This window comes from Candidatus Pelagibacter sp., from assembly GCF_052048095.1.
In the GTDB taxonomy this organism is placed as follows: domain Bacteria; phylum Pseudomonadota; class Alphaproteobacteria; order Pelagibacterales; family Pelagibacteraceae; genus Pelagibacter.
On the sequence record NZ_JBNAKG010000001.1, the window covers coordinates 908,450 to 927,536 of the forward strand.

26 protein-coding genes and 1 riboswitch are annotated in these 19,087 nt (G+C 28.2%); of the genes, 3 read left to right on the forward strand and 23 right to left on the reverse strand.

Annotated features, from left to right (window positions below; genetic code table 11):
* Positions 1–10 precede the first annotated feature (10 nt).
* The 6 genes from ACTT9P_RS04750 to rplM are packed head-to-tail and all read right to left on the reverse strand — an operon-like array spanning position 11 to position 4,317.
* A complete protein-coding gene (locus ACTT9P_RS04750) occupies positions 11–913 on the reverse strand; it encodes an AEC family transporter (protein WP_440909545.1) in 903 nt (300 codons plus the stop codon).
* Positions 913–2,205: a homoserine dehydrogenase gene (locus ACTT9P_RS04755; protein WP_440909546.1), complete on the reverse strand. Its 1,293-nt coding sequence runs from the start codon at positions 2,203–2,205 to the stop codon at positions 913–915. Before ACTT9P_RS04755 ends, ACTT9P_RS04750 begins: the two co-directional genes overlap by 1 nt.
* 1 nt (position 2,206) lies before the next feature.
* Positions 2,207–2,383 (reverse strand): hypothetical protein, encoded by a 177-nt coding sequence (locus tag ACTT9P_RS04760; protein WP_440909547.1) that lies wholly within the window; start codon positions 2,381–2,383, stop codon positions 2,207–2,209.
* Complete coding sequence (gene argC, locus ACTT9P_RS04765) at positions 2,380–3,402, reverse strand: N-acetyl-gamma-glutamyl-phosphate reductase (protein ID WP_440909548.1); 1,023 nt, start codon at positions 3,400–3,402, stop codon at positions 2,380–2,382. The genes ACTT9P_RS04760 and argC overlap by 4 nt, the downstream gene beginning before the upstream one ends.
* A gap of 17 nt (positions 3,403–3,419) precedes the next feature.
* Positions 3,420–3,857, reverse strand: coding sequence for a 30S ribosomal protein S9 (rpsI, locus tag ACTT9P_RS04770; protein ID WP_440909549.1), 438 nt, complete (start codon positions 3,855–3,857; stop codon positions 3,420–3,422).
* Position 3,858: 1 nt separating this feature from the next.
* Positions 3,859–4,317, reverse strand: a complete 459-nt coding sequence (gene rplM / locus ACTT9P_RS04775; protein WP_440909550.1) for a 50S ribosomal protein L13 — start codon at positions 4,315–4,317, stop codon at positions 3,859–3,861.
* A gap of 135 nt (positions 4,318–4,452) precedes the next feature.
* Positions 4,453–4,519: riboswitch (SAM riboswitch) on the forward strand.
* Positions 4,520–4,521: 2 nt separating this feature from the next.
* On the opposite strand from rplM, the gene ACTT9P_RS04780 reads away from it, so the two are divergent.
* Complete coding sequence (locus ACTT9P_RS04780; RefSeq protein WP_440909551.1) at positions 4,522–5,850, forward strand: O-acetylhomoserine aminocarboxypropyltransferase/cysteine synthase family protein; 1,329 nt, start codon at positions 4,522–4,524, stop codon at positions 5,848–5,850.
* Here ACTT9P_RS04780 and ACTT9P_RS04785 read toward each other — a convergent pair.
* Positions 5,843–6,853 (reverse strand): COX15/CtaA family protein, encoded by a 1,011-nt coding sequence (locus ACTT9P_RS04785; protein ID WP_440909552.1) that lies wholly within the window; start codon positions 6,851–6,853, stop codon positions 5,843–5,845. The two genes, ACTT9P_RS04780 and ACTT9P_RS04785, sit on opposite strands and share 8 nt — an antisense overlap.
* A 42-nt stretch (positions 6,854–6,895) precedes the next feature.
* Here ACTT9P_RS04785 and ACTT9P_RS04790 point away from each other — a divergent pair, with 42 nt between their 5' ends.
* On the forward strand, positions 6,896–7,186 hold the full coding sequence (locus tag ACTT9P_RS04790) for a chorismate mutase (protein WP_440909553.1): 291 nt from the start codon (positions 6,896–6,898) through the stop codon (positions 7,184–7,186).
* On the opposite strand, the gene ACTT9P_RS04795 is transcribed toward ACTT9P_RS04790, so the two are convergent.
* From ACTT9P_RS04795 to ACTT9P_RS04820, 6 genes are read right to left on the reverse strand one after another with little or no spacing between them, the layout of a single operon-like run.
* On the reverse strand, positions 7,187–7,378 hold the full coding sequence (locus ACTT9P_RS04795) for a 50S ribosomal protein L33 (protein WP_440909554.1): 192 nt from the start codon (positions 7,376–7,378) through the stop codon (positions 7,187–7,189).
* A gap of 1 nt (position 7,379) precedes the next feature.
* Positions 7,380–7,751 (reverse strand): MerR family transcriptional regulator, encoded by a 372-nt coding sequence (locus tag ACTT9P_RS04800; RefSeq protein WP_440909555.1) that lies wholly within the window; start codon positions 7,749–7,751, stop codon positions 7,380–7,382.
* Complete coding sequence (locus ACTT9P_RS04805; RefSeq protein WP_440909556.1) at positions 7,744–8,037, reverse strand: integration host factor subunit alpha; 294 nt, start codon at positions 8,035–8,037, stop codon at positions 7,744–7,746. Before ACTT9P_RS04805 ends, ACTT9P_RS04800 begins: the two co-directional genes overlap by 8 nt.
* Position 8,038: 1 nt before the next feature.
* On the reverse strand, positions 8,039–9,043 hold the full coding sequence (plsX, locus tag ACTT9P_RS04810; protein ID WP_440909557.1) for a phosphate acyltransferase PlsX: 1,005 nt from the start codon (positions 9,041–9,043) through the stop codon (positions 8,039–8,041).
* A 19-nt stretch (positions 9,044–9,062) separates the two neighbouring features.
* A complete protein-coding gene (rpmF, locus tag ACTT9P_RS04815; protein ID WP_440909558.1) occupies positions 9,063–9,245 on the reverse strand; it encodes a 50S ribosomal protein L32 in 183 nt (60 codons plus the stop codon).
* Positions 9,246–9,247: 2 nt separating this feature from the next.
* Entirely contained in the window at positions 9,248–9,715 is a 468-nt protein-coding gene (locus tag ACTT9P_RS04820) for a ubiquinol-cytochrome C chaperone family protein (protein ID WP_440909559.1), read from the reverse strand.
* On the opposite strand from ACTT9P_RS04820, the gene bamE reads away from it, so the two are divergent.
* Entirely contained in the window at positions 9,714–10,199 is a 486-nt protein-coding gene (gene bamE, locus ACTT9P_RS04825; protein ID WP_440909560.1) for an outer membrane protein assembly factor BamE domain-containing protein, read from the forward strand. The two genes, ACTT9P_RS04820 and bamE, sit on opposite strands and share 2 nt — an antisense overlap.
* On the opposite strand, the gene ACTT9P_RS04830 is transcribed toward bamE, so the two are convergent.
* The 10 genes from ACTT9P_RS04830 to rpiB form a co-directional block, all read right to left on the reverse strand.
* Positions 10,186–12,291 (reverse strand): sodium-translocating pyrophosphatase, encoded by a 2,106-nt coding sequence (locus ACTT9P_RS04830; RefSeq protein WP_440909561.1) that lies wholly within the window; start codon positions 12,289–12,291, stop codon positions 10,186–10,188. The genes bamE and ACTT9P_RS04830 overlap by 14 nt on opposite strands.
* Positions 12,292–12,365: 74 nt before the next feature.
* A complete protein-coding gene (gene thiL / locus ACTT9P_RS04835; protein ID WP_440909562.1) occupies positions 12,366–13,325 on the reverse strand; it encodes a thiamine-phosphate kinase in 960 nt (319 codons plus the stop codon).
* Positions 13,312–13,722, reverse strand: a complete 411-nt coding sequence (locus ACTT9P_RS04840; protein WP_440909563.1) for a transcription antitermination factor NusB — start codon at positions 13,720–13,722, stop codon at positions 13,312–13,314. The genes thiL and ACTT9P_RS04840 overlap by 14 nt, the downstream gene beginning before the upstream one ends.
* A complete protein-coding gene (gene ribH / locus ACTT9P_RS04845; RefSeq protein ID WP_440909564.1) occupies positions 13,722–14,108 on the reverse strand; it encodes a 6,7-dimethyl-8-ribityllumazine synthase in 387 nt (128 codons plus the stop codon). The genes ACTT9P_RS04840 and ribH overlap by 1 nt, the downstream gene beginning before the upstream one ends.
* Entirely contained in the window at positions 14,105–15,208 is a 1,104-nt protein-coding gene (gene ribB, locus ACTT9P_RS04850) for a 3,4-dihydroxy-2-butanone-4-phosphate synthase (protein ID WP_440909565.1), read from the reverse strand. Before ribB ends, ribH begins: the two co-directional genes overlap by 4 nt.
* Entirely contained in the window at positions 15,195–15,788 is a 594-nt protein-coding gene (locus ACTT9P_RS04855) for a riboflavin synthase (protein WP_440909566.1), read from the reverse strand. Before ACTT9P_RS04855 ends, ribB begins: the two co-directional genes overlap by 14 nt.
* A gap of 2 nt (positions 15,789–15,790) precedes the next feature.
* A complete protein-coding gene (gene ribD, locus ACTT9P_RS04860) occupies positions 15,791–16,897 on the reverse strand; it encodes a bifunctional diaminohydroxyphosphoribosylaminopyrimidine deaminase/5-amino-6-(5-phosphoribosylamino)uracil reductase RibD (RefSeq protein WP_440909567.1) in 1,107 nt (368 codons plus the stop codon).
* Positions 16,878–17,336 carry a transcriptional regulator NrdR gene (gene nrdR, locus ACTT9P_RS04865; protein ID WP_440909568.1) on the reverse strand — a complete coding sequence of 153 codons (459 nt, stop codon included), beginning with the start codon at positions 17,334–17,336 and terminating at the stop codon, positions 16,878–16,880. The genes ribD and nrdR overlap by 20 nt, the downstream gene beginning before the upstream one ends.
* Positions 17,333–18,646: a serine hydroxymethyltransferase gene (gene glyA, locus ACTT9P_RS04870; RefSeq protein WP_440909569.1), complete on the reverse strand. Its 1,314-nt coding sequence runs from the start codon at positions 18,644–18,646 to the stop codon at positions 17,333–17,335. The genes nrdR and glyA overlap by 4 nt, the downstream gene beginning before the upstream one ends.
* Positions 18,647–18,660: 14 nt before the next feature.
* Positions 18,661–19,086, reverse strand: a complete 426-nt coding sequence (gene rpiB / locus ACTT9P_RS04875; protein ID WP_440909570.1) for a ribose 5-phosphate isomerase B — start codon at positions 19,084–19,086, stop codon at positions 18,661–18,663.
* Position 19,087 lies beyond the last annotated feature (1 nt).

Sequence of the window (19,087 nt, forward strand, 5' to 3'; positions counted from 1 at the left end):
AAGTTATACTTTAATTAAAGTATTTTAAAGTAAAGAATATAACAATTGGTATTGATACAAATGACATAAAAGTTGATACAACTATGGTACTGGCAACACTGTCGACAATTTTTTTAGAAGAATACATAGTTGCAATCAAATAATTTAAAACCGCACTTGGCATTGAACATTGAATTAATAAAACACCAGCAGCAAAACCATTAAGATTAAAAATTTTTATTACTCCGAAACCAATAATAGGTCCTAAAATGACTCTTCCAACAGAGCATACTAAAGCTTTATTTAATGAAAAAACTTTAAGTCTTGTTAAGGCTATACCTAAAGACATCAAAATTAAAAAAATAGTAGCATATGTCAGTAATGAGCTTGTGTTTTCAATAAAAGTAGGAAGTTTAATGTTGTAATATAAAAGTATAACAGAAATTATGATTGCGTAAAAAGGAGGACTTTTAATTATTACATCAAAATTAAATTTTCTATCTGCTAAAAAAACTCCAACAGTAAAATGAAAAAGAATAATCAATGCTGATATTGCGCCAGCCACACCTAAGCCTGATTGCCCATATGCAAATAAACTAAGTGGAAGTCCTAAATTTCCTGTATTTGGCATTAATAAGGGTGGTAATTCTCTAATTATATCTTTTACTTTTAAAAAATATAATAAAGAAACTCCAACAACAAAAAAACAAGAGATGGCAATCAAATAATACCAAAAATAACTTTTAAAAACTTCAAATGTAATAAACTCTGCATTTAATGAATATATGATCATAGCAGGCGATCCTATATTAGCTGCAAAAGTGGTTATAAATGTTGTGTCTATCTTGGGATTTTTTTTACCTAAATAGTATCCAATACCTACAACAAAAAAAACTGGAAACAATACTTCAAATAACTTTATGTAAATTTCCATTAATTATATAGTCTAATTAATGTGGGCTGTTTTAGAAGAATTTTTTCTTTACTAAGATTTTTTAGACAATTGTTTATACTTTGCTCAGTAGTCTTATGAGTAATAATAACAATTGTTGCTTTATTAGCATTATTATCAGGTGTTTGAATTAATCTTTTAACTGAAATTTTATATCTAGCCATTTGATTTGTAATTTTTGATAAAACACCAGGTATATCTTTAACTTCAAACCTCAAATATAAAGAATTTGTGTAATTAAGTGCATTATAGGGTTTAAGTTGTTTTCTTTTAGTTGTTGGTGATCCAAATGGATACTTAATATTTTCTCTTAAAATAGATAATAGATCTGATAATAATGATGATGACGTAGGACCTGGCCCTGCCCCCTCTCCTTGCATAATACTCTCGCCAACAGGTTTACCATTAGTAATAACAGCATTCATTACACCATTAACATTGCCAATATAATTATTTTTACTGACTAAACACGGATGTACTCTTTCAAATAATTGATTATTTATAATTTCAGAAATACCAAGAAGTTTAATTCTCATATTTAATTGATTAGCGATTGAAATATCTTTTAATTCAATTTTTTCAATTCCTTCCATTAAACATTTATTTTGTGCTACTTTTGAATTAAAACATAAGGCTGAAAGAATTCTGACTTTTGCAAAAGCATCGTAGCCATTCAAATCTAATTTTGGATTTCCTGGCTCTGCGTAACCTAGGGCCTGAGCTTTTTTTAATACATTTTCAAAACTTTGTTTGGAATTTTCCATTTCAGATAAAATGTAATTACAAGTACCATTTAATATGCCAAAGACTTTTGAAATTTTATTCGTTGCTATCCCCTCTTTAATACTTCTTAATATTGGTATTCCACCTGCTACCGCTGCTTCAAATTCTAAATTGACATTATTTTTTTCTGCTAAAGATGATAAATAATCACCATGTTTTGCAATTAATGCTTTATTAGGTGTAATTACATGAATTTTTTCTCTTAATGCTGTTTCAACAATTTTTTTAGAAATACCATCTGAAAGACCAATAGACTCAAATAAAATATCTATTTTTGTCTTTTTAAATATTTCTAACGGATTTGTAAAAAATATTTTTTTATCAATTTTAAAACGTCTTTTTTTATTTTTGTTTTTTGCTGAAATTGCAACAATCTTTATTTGTTTTCCTGTTTTTAATTCAATAATTTTTTTTTTAGTTTGAAGTTCGTTGTATAGATAAATACCAATTTGCCCTAAACCAACTATTGCAATGTTAATTTTACTATTCATACTAATCCTTTATATCAGGGTATGGGCTATTTTCAGTAAAGATTTTAAATTTTTCTTTAAATTGGTCAAAATTTAAATCTTCATAAATATTAAATTTAGAAGAATTAATATTATCCTTATTTTGTAAAGATGAACAAGATGAAAGGGAAATCATAATTAATAAAAAAAATATTTTCATTGAAGACCCTCATTTTCTTTAAAACCAAACTTTAAATTCATGTTTTGAATTGCTTGACCAGAACCACCTTTAATAAGATTATCAATTGCAGAAAGTAATATAATTCTATCTTTCCGTTTAGTATTACAGACTGAAATGTAACACATGTTAGTGTTTATAACGTCATTAGTGCTAATAAATGTATTTTTTTTCAAAATTTTAACAAAAAGTTTTTTTTTGTAGAAAGAAATTAGTTCTTTATTAATTAATTCTATAGAATTTGGTTTTTTGAGATCAATATAAATCGTACTTAAAATACCCCTAAACATTGGTGTTAAATGTGGTGTAAAGTCAAATTCAACTTTACCCTTTTTTAACCTATCTAATTCCTGTTGTATTTCTGAATTATGTCTATGAAAACCCACACCATATGCGCTAATAGATTCATATAAATTTTTATTTTCATACTTCTTATGAACACCTCTACCTGCTCCAGAGTAACCTGATTTTGAGTCAATAATAATATTTTTAGTACTTATGAGTTTCTTTTTTATCAATGGTATTAAGGGTAATAAAACTGAAGTTGGATAACATCCTGGATTACCTAATATCTTAAAACTTTTAATATTATTTTTTTTTATTTCAGGTAACGCATAAATACTTTTTTTTATATTGTTGGGTGCATTATGTTTAAGTTTGTACCATTTTAGATAATCTTTTGCGCTATCTAGTCTAAAATCAGCAGCTAAATCAATTAATGTATTATTTTCGTTAATATATTGAGAAATTTTTTGTGCTTCACCATTTGGTAAAGCTGTAAAGATAACATCAATATCTTTTAAAAGATTTTTATTAAACTTAATAATTTTGGGTAATCTTTTGCTATTAAGTGATTTGTCAAAAAAAGAAATTTTCTTTCCAACTGAACTACTGCCACACAAATATTTAATATTAACATATTTGTGTTTATTTAATAATTTAACAAGTTGAACTCCAATATATCCAGTCGAACCTGCAACTAAAACATTTAGTTTAGGCATAAAAACCTCAATTTAAATTATCTTTTCGAGAATTGGAAGCTTCTTCTAGCTTTTCTTCTACCAGGTTTTTTTCTTTCAACAGCTCTTGGATCTCTGGTAGTTAATTTTTCAGTTTTAAGTGTTGATTTTAATCCTTCATCAAACATCACTAATGCTTTTGAGATACCATGCACCATTGCACCAGCTTGTCCTGTTGGTCCACCACCTTTAACGCTACATCTTACATCATACTCAGTTGATTGTTTGATCACTTCAAAAGGTCTTGTAATTTGCATTTTGTGGTTATCACTTGTGAAATAATCTTCCATTAACTTTCCGTTAACATAGATTTTTCCAGTTCCTTTTTTTACCCAAACTTTAGCAATTGAAGTTTTTCTTCTACCTGTAGCATATTTGCTATCTTTAAAATCTAATTTTAGTTTAGTAGCTTTTGCTGAATTTTGTGTGTTTTCCATTTTAGTTTCTTACTATATTTTTGTTGTTTAATTTAGAAATCTCAATGACTTGAGGATTTTGAGCTGTGTGAGGATGATTTTCTCCAGCATAAATTTTTAATTTTGTTAATTGCTTTCTACCTAAAACTCCTCCTGGTAACATTCTTTTAACTGCTAATTTAAGTGTTTCACCAGGTTTTTTTTCATGTAATTTCTCAGGAGTAGTTTCTTTTATACCACCTGGATGACCTGTGTGTCGGTAGTATTTTTTATCTTGAAATTTTTTGCCTGTAAATTTCGCTAAATCAATATTTTTTACAACTACAAAATCTCCATCATCCATATGAGGTGTGAAAGTTGTTTTGTTTTTTCCTCTAATAATTTTTGAAATTACTGTTGCCAATCTACCTATTACAGCATTTTTGGCATCGATTTCATACCATGATGAAGATAATTGGTCTTTTTTAAGAAATTTTGTCATTGTGCCAGGATTAATACTATTAAATAATTCAAAGTCAAATTGATATTTGCATTGATTTATTTGATATAAATGCTAAAAACAATCTGCCGATTTAATCCAATTGCGGGCTTTATACAGCTAAAATGGAAATTTTACTAAATTGGCGGGTATTTGAACTATATTGTGCACCTTGCATAATGCAAAAGCACTAAAAAAGGAATAAAAATGACTACAAAAAAAAATAATCCCGAGACTTTGGCTATACATGGTGGAGACTATAAAAGTGATCCAGCTACTAATGCTGTGGCTGTACCAATCTATAGAACAACATCATATCAATTCAACAGCACAGAGCATGCCGCGAATCTATTCGCATTAAAAGAGTTTGGGAACATTTACACACGTATAATGAATCCCACTAATGACGTTCTAGAAAAAAGAGTAGCTGGACTAGAATCTGGCTTAGCCTGTTTAACAGTATCTTCAGGACAAACAGCATCAACTTTTGCAATATTAAATGTTGCACAAGCGGGAGATAATATTGTCAGCTCAACAGATTTATATGGAGGCACTGTATCTTTATTTACTCACACATTAAGTAAGTTAGGTATAGAAGTTAGGTATGCAGATCCATCAGATCCAAAAAGTTTTGAAAAAGCCATTGATGAAAAAACAAGAGCATTTTATGGAGAAACATTACCAAATCCATATTTGAGAGTTTTTCCTATTAAAGAAGTTTCTGATATTGGTAGAAAATATAATATACCTCTAATAATGGATAATACTGCATCGCCTGTAATATGTAAGCCTATTGAACATGGGGCTGCTGTTGTTGTTTATTCATTAACTAAATATATTGGTGGACATGGTACGGCAGTTGCAGGTGCAATCGTTGATGGTGGAAATTTTGATTGGACTGCAGACCCAAAAAGACAACCGTTGTTTAATGAGCCTGATGCTAGTTATGGTGGAGTAATTTGGGGTAAAGCAGTACCAGAATTAACAGGAGCAAACGTGCCTTTTGCTGTTAGAGCTAGAGTTTGTTTATTAAGAGATCTAGGCTCAGCACTAGCGCCCGATAACGCTTTTGCAATAATTCAAGGTTTAGAGACTGTAGCATTAAGAATGAAACAACATTGTGAAAATGCAGAAAAGGTTGTTGAATTTTTATCTAAACATAAAGAAGTATCAAAAGTAATTTATTCAACTAAACATGACGCTCATATTTCAGAAAGAGCAAAGAAATATCTTTCTGGCGGAAATGGGCCAATTGTAGGTATTGAATTAAAAGGTGGTATAGAAGCAGGCAAAAGATTTATTGAGTCTTTAAAAATGTTCTATCATGTTGCTAATATTGGTGATGTAAGAAGTCTTGCAATACATCCAGCAAGTACAACACATAGCCAATTAAATGAAAAAGAACTAGCAGCCTCAGGTGTTACTCAAGGTTATGTTAGACTTTGCATAGGTATTGAACATATAGATGATATTATTGAAGATCTTGATCAGGCTTTGAATAAATCTTCTAAAGGAAATCTTAAGGCAGTCAGTTAGTATTTTTGTAATAAATAAAAAGAAAACTCAATAATACTAAAATAGATCCCAACTGGTGTATGGAAGCATATTTAATCTCTACACCAGTTACTAAGGTGATTATTCCGAGTATAATTTGGATAGCAACCGCAATATTCAAAACAGTAATATTATTAAAGTCTATACCTTTGGTATAATGGAAATAATTAAGCGTTACCAAAAATAAAATAATAATATAGGCAATAAATCTATGATAAAACTGTATAACAGTTGGATCATTTGATGATGATATTTTTATTAAATCTGTTTTATCAATATCACTTGGAATAAACTGTCCATTCATATCTGGCCAAGTATTATAAATCAAACCTCCATCTAAACCGGCCAAAAATGCTCCTAATATTATTTGAATAATTAAAAAAAATAAAAAGACTGATAAAAAAAAGAAGTTAATTTTTTGAGTATTTTTTTTAATTTCTAAGTTTTGTAACAAAAACCAAAAAACCAATGACAATATTAAAAATGCTATAGATAAATGTGAGGCTAACCTATAATGACTTACATCAGTGTTTTCAACTAAACCACTTGATACCATAAACCAACCTATAAATCCTTGAAAACAAACAAGTAAGAAAACTAAGTAATATTTTTTTTCAAAAAATAAATTTTTCTTAAATCTAAGAAAAATAATAATAAGAGGTATTATTGACATTAAACCAATTATTCTTGCCAAAATTCTGTGTCCCCATTCCCAATAAAAGATAACTTTAAATTCTTCTAAAGTCATATTGAAATTCAAAATTTTATATTCAGGTATTTTTTTATATTCATCAAAATAAAAATTCCATTTTTCAATATTAAATGGTGGAAAAATTCCCGAAAATAATTCCCAAGCTGTAATAGATAAACCAGAGTCAGTTAGTCTTGTTAATCCCCCTACACCAACAATTGATACAATGAGTATAATCATTGTAATTAACCATAATCGAATATATTTTGTGTACTGATCAGTGTTTACAAACATATTTTATACATATAATAGTATGCACATATACCAATAGAATTAATGTCGCCAATAAGAAAAAAAAAATTAGAAGTCATTAGAAAAAAATTAGATAAACTAGATAATAGTTTAATCTCAATCATCAAAAAAAGAACTCAATTGGTCAATGAAGTCATTAAACTTAAACAATATAAAAAGGAAATAGTTGATCAAAAAAGAATAAAGATAATTCTTGCTAAAATTAGAAAAAAATCAATTCAACAAAAAATAGACCCAAGCATTACAAATAGAATATGGAAGAATATGATATGGTCTTATATCAATTACGAAAGAAAAAATTTTAATAAAAAATAATTACTTACTGTGGGGTGGTAATTTCTTTTCTACAAAAACTTCATGTTTTCTTGTTGCTGGATTATATTTTTTTGCGCTTAATTTTACCTTAGCTTTTTCACCACCAGCTGGTTTTTTGACATAATAAAAAAATGGACTATCAGGTTTATCTTCAGGAACCATTCTTACTTTAACATGTGTTTTTTTTGCCATATTATTTATTATTTTTAAGTTTTTTAATTATTTCAGAAATTTTTTGTAATTTTATTCTTAATTTCTCAGTCTTTATAGAATTATTAGCTAATTCGTCAAGTGGTAAAGACTCCTTAGAATCTAGTATCTTTTTAACGCCGTTAATTGTCATTCCCTGATCTTTTAGTAAAAATTTAATCTTTTTTAATAAATCTATATTCTTGTTATCAAAATATCTTCTATTTCCATTTAAAATTTTTGGTCTAATTTGTTTAAATTCTTTTTCCCAAAAACGAATTGTATGCGTAGCTAATGTCCCTTTTTTATTGTCATTTAATCCTAAGATTTTAGCAACTTCGCCTATTGTTTTGTATGCATCGTCAGATTTAGTCATTTTTATTAATTAAATCTTTAAACTCTTTTGACGGTTTAAATAAAACAACTTTTCTTGCTGAAATAGTTTTTTCTTCTTTGGTTTTAGGGTTTCTGCCTACTCTTGATTTTTTTTCTCTTAAAGAAAAAGTTCCAAATTTTGATAATTTAAGTTTTCCATCTTTTTTAACTGATATAAACAAAGATGAAAAAAAATCTTCTATTAAATTTTCAGAAATTTCTTTTGAAAAACCAAGCTGCATGTAGACACTGTTAACTAAATCTTTTTTAGTTAAATTGAGTCTCATACTAATTTATATTATCTTTAATCTTATTAATCAAATTTCCTTTCACTATCTTTCTACAAACTTCTAAGGAATTTGAAAAACCAATATAATCTGTACCACCATGGCTTTTTACTACAGGTGAATCTAAACCTATAAATATTGCACCATTATAAAGTCTTGGATCTAGCCTTTGTTTAAATTTTTTTAAATTAGCATAATTCAAAAGTGTTGCTATTTTTCCAATTAAGTTACCAGTCATAGCTTTCTTTAGCTCTGTATTAATAAAATTAGCTGTTCCTTCAGCTGTTTTTAACGCGACATTTCCTGTAAACCCATCTGTCACAATTACATTTACGTCACCATTCATTAGTTCATTACCTTCAATAAATCCTGAAAATTCAAAATCTAAATTATTTTGCTTGTTTAAAATTTGAGAAGTTTCTTTTATTGTTTCATTTCCTTTTATATCTTCAGAACCAATATTTAATAATGCAACTTTAGCCTGATCTTTAGGAAATAGGGCTTTATAAAGAGATGAACCCATAATTGAGAAATCAACTAAATTTTTTGAACTGCACTCAATGTTGGCGCCTAGATCTAAAACAACATTCATTCCTGTTTTGTTTGGCCAAAGTGCAGATAAAGCTGGCTTATCTATACTATCAATCATTTTAATATTTAATTTAGAAATAACAAGGAGAGCCCCTGTGTTTCCAGCAGAAATAATTATGTCACAATCTTTATTTTTTACGCTTTCAATAGAAAGCCACATACTTGTTTTTTTTCCTCTTTTAGCACCTTCTAATGGTGTGTCGCCACTTTTTACTGTTTCACTGCAATGAACTATCTCAAAGTTTTCTGAATGAATCTTATCTTTTAATAAAACTTTTATTTGATTTTCGTCACCAAATATCTTGTAAAATACATCTTTGTGATAAGTGTGGTGATTGATGATACCATCAATGACTTTTTTTGGTGAACCATCACCGCCCATTGCATCAACTGCAATTTTAACCATTTCTGTCATTATTATATATTAAAATTAATTAATCTTTAGGATCAAGAACTTGTCTGCCTTTATACATCCCAGTTTTTAAGTCTAAATGATGTGATAGTCTATATTCACCTGACTTTTTATCCTCAACAACATTTTTAGCAGAGAACTTCATATTCTGAGCTCTTCTCATCCCTGTTCTTGAAGGTGTCTGTTTTCGCTTTGGAACTGCCATAATTACGGTTTAATTACACTGTTTAGATAATATTTCAAATTATTTTTTTGTAAATTGTCATAAAAATCATCAAAATATTCAACAAAAAACTTGATTTCTTTGAATTCAGATAAAAAAATTGATAACTTTTCTACTTTAGTGTCAAATTCCATCTTTTCCCAAAAATGTAATTCATCAACAACTGAATGAAAATAATTTAAATAAACTTTCATTTTTTTATTTATTGATTGGTCTCCATAACCCTCTTCTCTTATAGAGAGTTCTAATTGTCTAAATACAAAGTCATAAATTTCTTGCATTATTTTTCTATTTTCCTCGCTTTTAAATCTTTTTAAAAAGAAACAGAAATGAACTAAAAGAATTGTTAATCTATCTGAAAAATCATCATTTCTATTGAGAAATTTATACAAATCTTTATTTCTAGAGAATATGATCAAATTATTATAAACATTAATGTAATTTTCACTCATGATAAAATATTTATATATAACTTTAATCTTTTTTGCACTGAGTAATTGCTCATTTAATAAAGTTGTAAAACATCATGGAGTCCCTTTACTAGAAAAGAAACAAGATAAGATAATAGTAAACACATCAAATAAAAACGATATTATTAATTTATTGGGATATCCATCAACAAAAAGTCATTTTGATAATGATATATGGATTTATATAGAACGTAAGCAAACCCAATCAGAATTTAAGAATTTAGGAAGAGACATAATCTTTAAAAATGACGTATTGGTTTTAGAAATAGACAAATATGGAATAATAAAGAAAAAAGATTTTTATACGATGGAAAATATGAACGAGCTTAAGGTCGCAAAAAATGAAACAACAGGATCATTTAGAAAAAAATCATTTGTTTATGATTTTTTATCTAGTATGAGACAAAAAATTAATGACCCTCTTGGACAGAGGGCCAAAAAAAGAAAAGAACTTAACCGGCGATAACAGCTAATAAAAGTAAAGCAACGATATTTGTAATTTTAATCATTGGGTTTACCGCTGGTCCAGCTGTATCTTTGTAAGGATCACCAACAGTATCACCTGTTACAGCAGCCTTATGAGCTTCTGAACCTTTTCCACCGTGATTTCCATCTTCAATGTATTTTTTTGCATTATCCCAAGCACCACCACCAGCAGTCATTGAAACAGCAACAAATAATCCAGTTATGATTACTCCAAGTAACATTGCACCAACAGACGCTAAAGCAGCTACTTGTCCACCAATAGCAAATATTACATAGTAGAGAACGATTGGTGATAATACTGGCAATAAAGATGGTATTATCATTTCTTTAATTGCTGCAACTGTAAGTAAGTCTACCAATTTTGCATAATCAGGTTTCTGTTTTCTTTTCATAATACCTGGAAATTTTTTAAATTGTCTTCTTACTTCTATAACAACAGCTCCACCTGCTCTACCTACAGCTTGCATACCCATTGAGCCAAATAAATAAGGTAACATTCCACCAATTAATAAACCAACAACAACATATGGATTTGATAAATCAAATGTAACAACAATACCTTCTAATTTCGAGCCAACTTCTTTAGAGAAATGTTTGATATCCTCAGTATATGCTGCAAATAAAACTAATGCTCCTAAACCTGCTGAACCAATTGCATATCCTTTTGTAACGGCTTTTGTTGTATTACCAACCGCATCCAATGCATCAGTAGTTTTTCTAACATTATTAGGAAGTTTTGACATTTCTGCAATACCTCCAGCGTTATCAGTTACAGGACCGTAAGCGTCTAAAGCAACAACCATACCGGCAAGAGCTAACATTGTTGTTACGGCAATAGCAATTCCATATAAACCAGCAATGTGATTTGTTAATAAAATACCACCAACAATAATTAAAGCTGGTATTGCAGTTGCTTCAAGAGATATAGCCAAACCTTGAATTACATTTGTTCCATGACCAGTTGTGGAAGATTTTGCTACACTTTTTACTGGTCTATAATTCGTTCCTGTATAATATTCAGTAACCCAAATTAATAAACCTGTAATTACTAAACCTATAATTCCACAATAATATAAATCTTTACCTGTGAAAGTTACGTCATTAAATTTATAGACATTTTCTAAACCTAAAACATAATCAGTCACTGGATATAAAATAGCCAAAGAAGTTACAGCAGAAACAACAAATCCTTTATATAAAGCGTTCATTACATTTTTACTGCTTCCCAATTTAACAAAGAAAGTTCCAATAATTGAAGTAAGAATACAAGCACCACCAATTGTTAGAGGATAAAGCATCATATTAAGATCACCCACGAAAAATATAGAAGCTAGTACCATTGTTGCAACAATTGTAACTGCATAAGTTTCAAATAAATCAGCTGCCATTCCAGCACAATCTCCAACATTATCACCAACGTTGTCTGCAATTACAGCTGGGTTTCTTGGATCATCTTCAGGGATACCTGCCTCTACTTTACCAACTAAATCAGCACCAACATCAGCACCCTTAGTAAAAATACCACCACCTAATCTTGCAAAAATTGAAATTAAAGATGCTCCAAAACCTAATGCAACAAGAGCGTTAACAATCTCTCTATCATCTACTCCTGCTTTTAGTAAGCAATAGTAATAAACAGCTATTGCTAATAAGGCTAAACCAGCAACTAACATTCCAGTAACAGCGCCTGATTTAAAAGCAACAGATAAACCACTTGCCAAACCTTTTCTAGAAGCTTCAGCAGTTCTTACATTAGCCTCTACCGATACAAGCATTCCAACATAACCAGCCACGCCAGAGAATGCAGCACCGATTAAATATCCGACACCAACAAGCGGACTAAAAGCATAACTAACAATTACAAGTACAACAACTCCAACAATTGCAATAGTTTTATATTGTCTAGCTAAATATGCTTTTGCACCAATTTGAATGGCAGATGCAATTTCTTGCATTTTAGAATTACCTGCACTTGAATTTAAAATGTTTTTTCCAGTGAAAAAACCATAAACAATAGATAGCAGGCCTGCGATTATTGTATAAATTAATATATTTTCTTCTGTGTTGCTCATTTTTACCTTGATAATGTTGTTAGTTTAATAATGCCCGGACAATACAAAAAAAGCTATAAAAGGCAATAAAAACTTCAAAATTGGTGTTCAAAACCTTTGTAAAAGTCCTTAATTTTATTACCTTTTTTATTAATAATTAAAGGACCATTTTTGCTAGCAATAATATTCCCAATTTTGGTAATCCTTAAATTTAATCTATCTGAAATATTTTGAATGATTCTTGATTTTTTTTTGTCAGCAGTGAACAAGATTTGATAATCATCACCTCTAGATACAACATTTTTAAAAGAAATTTTTTTATCCCTAATTAGTTTTTCTAAAAACTTTGAAACAGGAATATCTTCAAAGTTAATTGTATAAGAAAGATTTTGATTATTTAGCATTTTTTTTAAGTCAGAAATTAAACCATCAGAAAGATCAATTGAGGTATTAGCATGATGTAAAATAAAATTTACTAAATTAGTTTTAAGATCTGGCAAATAATATTTTCTTGTGAAATATTTTTTTTCAGTTGTATTTAAGACAATTTTTTTTTTTAAAATATTCAAACCAACAAAACTATCTCCCAGTTCACCTGTAACATATATATCGTCATTTATTTTAGCATTATTTCGTTTTATAATTTTTGTTGAAAAACCTATGGAAACAAAAGTAAAACTTAATTTAGATGAATTTGTAGTATCACCACCACAAAGTTTTATACCAAATTTTTTTTGTTCTGATTTTAAAGCTCTAGATATTAATCTTAAATTTTTTTTCGAAAAAGATTTTTTATTTCCAGAACCAGAAATGAAGTAGTATTGAGGTTTAACACCTTTGCAGATTAAATCTGAAATTGATGATCTTAGAATTTTTTTAATAACCAAATCTGGATTTTTAAAATCTAAAAAATGATTACCTTCAACATAAGTATCTACTGAAATTACTAATTTTTTTGATCTATCAAAAAATACATCATCATTTAAATATAATGAAGCAGGATTGTTTTTTGACAAACTTGAAAAATATTTCTTTATTATTTCAAATTCTTTCATCAAGTTTTCTTAAATTTTTGCCCACCGTATCAAGAAGAGCATTCAAATATTTAGTTTGAGAATCTTCGATAAAAAAATTAGAAGCATTTAAATATTCTTTAATAATAATTTTAATCGACAGATTTGGTTTATATAAAAATTCAAATGTTGCTGCTTTTAGTATAATTTGAAAAACTTTATCAAAAGATTTTTCTTTCATATTGATGGATAAATTTTTATTTAATTCATCTTCTAACAATTCATTTCTTTCAATAGAGCCATTAACAACTTCTTTAATAAATTTTTTAAATCTATGTTTTGGAAACTCAATAGCTTCTTCATTATTTATTAGGAAGCCATACAATTTTTGTATTATTATAACTCTTGGATTGTTTTTTGGGCTATATTTTATTTTCATTAAATAGATAAAATTGAGATTACTGCCTCAGCTGCTTCAGCACCCTTTTTTTTTCTTTTGATAGCTTGTTGCATGTTAAGACAAGTGATTATTCCATTCCCAATTGGTTTTCTATTTTGAATTGACAATTCCATGATTGCGTTTGTAGCTGCTTGAGAAATAAAATCAAAATGAGGTGTTTCTCCTTTTATCACGCAACCTAAAGCCAAAAAGCCATCATATTTTTTTATTTTTTTTGAAATAGCTACCGGTATTTCGAAAACTCCTGGAACTAATAATTGATCACATTTAAATTTTTTATTTAATTTATTTATAGCGCTCTGAAATAGACCAAAGTAAATTTGATTGTAATAATTTGAGCCTACAATAAGTATTTTTTTCTTCATTTAATAATTTCTTGTTTAACTATCTTAATATCATAACCATCCAATCCAATAACTTTTTTTGGTGATTTAGTTATAAGTATCATGTTTTTGATATTAAGATCTTTAATAATTTGAGCTCCAATACCATAGTTTCTAATTAATTTATCATTACCTTTTCTGTAGAAATTTTTATTCTCATAATCTTTTAAAGTTTGAGACACAGATTTCAAATTACTATCTTTAATAAATACCAAAACACAGTTTTTAAATTTTTTAAAATAGTTAAGAGTTTTATTAAATGAATTTGGTAATTGTTGGTTTATAAGATAGTTTTGAACAACGTTTGATGAAATCACTCTTACACGAGGAGTAATTTTTCTTCCTAATTTTCCTTTAATTAAAGCAAAATGTTCAGATCCATCTAATGTGTTTTCGTATATTCTTATATCATAAAGATTATCTTTAAATTTAATTGATGACTTATCTTTTAGTCTAATTAATTTTTCTTTTTTTAATCTGTAAGAAATTAAATCTTCTATTTTACCAATTTTTAATTTATGTTTTTTTGCAAAATCATGCAATTCCTTACCTTTGGACATAGTTCCGTCATCATTCATGATTTCACAAATAACTGCAGAATTATTTTTTTTTGCAAGTTTTGAAATATCAACTGATGCCTCTGTGTGGCCGGCTCTAACAAGGACACCGCCATCTCTAGCAATTATTGGAAATATATGACCAGGCGAAACTATATCTTTTTTTGTAGCATTTTTTTTTGTAGCAACTTTAATTGTTTTTGCTCTATCTTTTGCTGATATTCCAGTGGTAATTCCTTTTCTTGCTTCTATTGAAATTGTAAAGGCAGTTTTATTTCTCGATTCATTTTTAGGTGACATTAAACTTAAATTCAGTTTTTTTGCCTGGTGACTGTCTAAAGCTAGACAAATAAGTCCACGACCATACTTGGCCATAAAATTGATATTTTTTGTATTAGCACAAGTAGTTGGTATTATTAAATCTCCTTCATTTTCTCTTTTTTCATCATCAACCAAGATGAACATTTTATTTTTTTTAGCATCATTGATTATAGATTCTATTGATGAAAAATTACTTTTTGCCATTGAGATAATTTCTTACATATTTTGATAAAATATCAATTTCTATATTTACAATGCTACCTTTTGATAGAGATGAAAGATTTGTAAGTTTATAAGTATGCGGAATTACCCATATTTCGAATCCTTCTTTTGTTATTTTTGAAATTGTTAAAGAAATTCCGTTAATACTAATTGATGCCTTTTCAATTAACTCTTTTCTAAATTTTTTTTCTAAACCAAATTTAATTAAATAAGACTTATCAATTTTTTTTATAGATATTATCTTGCCAATTGTATCAACATGGCCTTGGCAAATATGGCCCGATATTGGTTGTTTATACTTCAAAGGAAGTTCTAAATTTAATATATTGCCGACTTTAATTTGTTTAAAATTTGATCGCATTATTGTTTCGTTTGAAAGATAAAATTCTAATAAATTTTTTGAAACAGAAACTAATGTTAAACAAACTCCATCACATGCGACTGATATACCTAAGTCTTTTTTTTTAAGTTTTAGATCAGTTTTTAAAAAAATATTTATACCCTTAGGTCTTTTTATTATTTTTTTTAAAATACCTTTGTTGAATATTATACCGTTAAACATAATTAATTCTTATATAAGATTATTATGTCTTTATCATTATGATTTGTTAAATCAATTTTGAATTTAAATTTATCCAATTTACTTAAATAATTTTTAAAAAAAATACTATTATCTTTAAATTGAATATTTTTTTTATTATTAAATAAATAGAATTTATCAAAAAGCCTTTTTTCTAAAAATTGATTAGTTAATTTATTACCACCCTCCACTAGTAAGTTTCGACATCCCTCTGAATAAAGTTTTTTTAATACTTTTAATAAATCTAAATTTTGATTTTTGTCTAATTTTACATTTATTGGTTTAATCTTATTCTTTATTAATAAATCAATTTTTGTTTTATTTTGATTATTGTAAAAAATGAGGGTTCTAACTTTTTTTGCACTTTTAACTATATAAGATGAGAGGTTTATTTTTAAATTTTTATCTAAAATAACTCTAGTTGGAGAAAAATCTTCAAAACCATCTAATCTGCAGTTTAGTTTTGGATTATCTGTATTTAAAGTTTTTGAAGATATTAAAATCATGTCATTTTTATATCTTAAATAATGAGAAAATTTATCTGTATTAATGTTGGTAATTTTTTTATATTTCTTATTGTAAATTAAATCATTATTCGTTTTTGCAATTTTACCAGTAACAAATGGAATCTTTTTTTTTCTATTTTTAAAATATGGTTTATAGAATTCTTTAATCTTATCGGTTAAAATACCTTTTTTTACAATTATATTTTTTTTTTCTAAAATTTTTTTAGTTTTACCACTGACTTTTTTATCAATGTCATTAACGCCATAAATTACTTCTTTTATTTTGTTCTTAATAATTATGTTTGTACAAGGAGGTGTTTTTCCATAATGTGAACACGGTTCTAATGTAACATATATTTTAGAACCATTAACAGGCTCTGTTGAAAGATTTATTGCAGATCTTTCTGCATGCGGTTTTCCTCCTATTCCTGTTGTTCCAATTGATATTATTTTGTCATCTTTTACTATTAAACAACCAACTGAAGGGTTTGTGCCAGTAAGACCGTGTTTTGACATTGCTAATTGTAAAGCAATGCCCATATAGTGTTTGTCGGAATAATTTTTTTTATCTTTTTTTGTAGACATCTAGTTTGTCAACAAATTGAACAAAATCCTTTTCTTCTCTAAAATTTCTGTAAACAGAAGCAAATCTCACATACGCAACAGGATCTAAATCTTTTAAACCTTCCATAACTAATGTGCCTATAGTATTTGTTGAAATTTCACTTTGTCCTAACTCTTCTAAAGACCTTGCTATTCTACTTATAAATTTTTCTGTTGTCTCCGTATCGATTGGTCTTTTCTTTAAAGCTATAAAAACTGATTTTGCTAACTTATCTCTATCAAATGCTGATTTTCTTCCATTTTTTTTGACAACCATTATTTCTCTATACTGAACTCTTTCAAAAGTAGTAAATCTTGCTCCACATACACACAGTCTTCTTCTTCTTATAGCGGTACCATCTTCTGTTGGTCTGGAGTCTACAACAGAAGTCTCTCCTTTTTTACATATTGAACAAATCATTTTCTAAGATGTTTGTATATAGGGAAAGATGAACAAAGTTTAACTACTTCGTCTCTAACTTCAGATTCTACTTTAGAATTATCATCTGGATTTTTAGATAAACCTTCAATAACTTTTGTTATTAACTCTCCAACTTTTTGAAACTCATTTAACCCAAATCCTCTAGTAGTTGCTGCTTGAGATCCAAGTCTTATACCTGAAGTAACCATTGGACTTTCAGTGTCAAAAGGAATTCCATTTTTATTACATGTAATATTTGCTCTAGATAAACTATCTGCAGCCATATTACCTTTTACATTAAATGGTCTTAAATCAACCAACATAAGGTGCGTATCTGTGCCTCCTGAATAAATTTTAAAACCATTATTTTTTAAAGTCTCAGCTAACATTTTGGCATTAGCTAAAACATTTGAAATATAAGTTTGAAATTCAGGTTTTAAAGCTTCATAAAAACCAGCTGCTTTAGCAGCAATGATATGCATAAGTGGTCCGCCTTGGTAGCCAGGAAATACAGCTGTATTAAATTTTTTTGCTAAGTCTTCATGGTTTGTAAGTATTATTCCTCCTCTAGCACTTCTAAAAACTTTATGAGTAGTTGAAGTTACTACATGTGCATGATCACATGGATTTGGATAACCTTTACCTGCAACCAAACCTGAGAAGTGAGCCATATCAACCATTAGGTAAGCTCCAACTTTGTCAGCGATATCTCTAAATCTTTTAAAATCAATCACTCTAGAATATGCGCTACCACCAGCGATAATTACTTTAGGTTTATTTTCTAAAGCTAATTTCTCAACTTCATCATAGTCTATTAAACCAGTTTCTTTATCAACATCATATCCTATTGGATTAAACCATTTACCTGACATTGAGATTTTTAATCCGTGAGTAATATGGCCACCTGAATTCAAACTCATTCCCATAAACGTGTCACCTGGTTTTAAGAGAGCCAAAAAAACTGCACCATTTGCTTGAGCTCCTGAGTGTGGTTGAACGTTCGCAAATTTACAATTAAATAATTTCTTCAATCTTTCTATTGCTAATTCTTCTGCAACATCCACATGTTCGCAACCATTGTAATATCTTTTTCCTGAATAACCTTCCGCGTACTTATTTGTTAAGACAGAACCTTGTGCTTCCAATACAGCTTGTGAAACAATATTTTCAGAAGCAATTAACTCTATATGATTTTGTTGTCTAACAAGTTCATCATTAATTGCTTTAAATAATTCTGGATCACTCTCAGAAAGACTTTTTTCAAAAAAATTTTGATATTCATTATTTAAATATTTTGCTTCACTCGACATAGCTTTACTCCAATTTATATTTTTTTCACTCTTTTGAGATGTCTACCACCTTCAAATTTTGTATCCAAAAATGCATTTATGCATTTAAGTGCTGTATTTTTATTAATCAGTCTTGAACCTAATGTAATAACATTTGCATTGTTATGCAATCTAGATAATTTTGTATTTTTGACTGAATAACATAAGGCTGCTCTTATTTTTTTATGACGGTTTGCAGCCATAGACATACCCATGCCTGATCCACAAATTAATATCCCCATATTTGAGGTTTTTTTTGAAACTTTTTTACAAAGTCTATGAGCAAAATCAGGGTAATTAACTGAAATTTTATCAGTTTGTGGTCCCTGGTCATCAAATTTAATTTTTCTTGAAAGTTTTTTTTTTACAAACTCTTTAAGAGAAAAACCAGCGTGATCTGAGGCTATATAAAGTTTTTTCAAA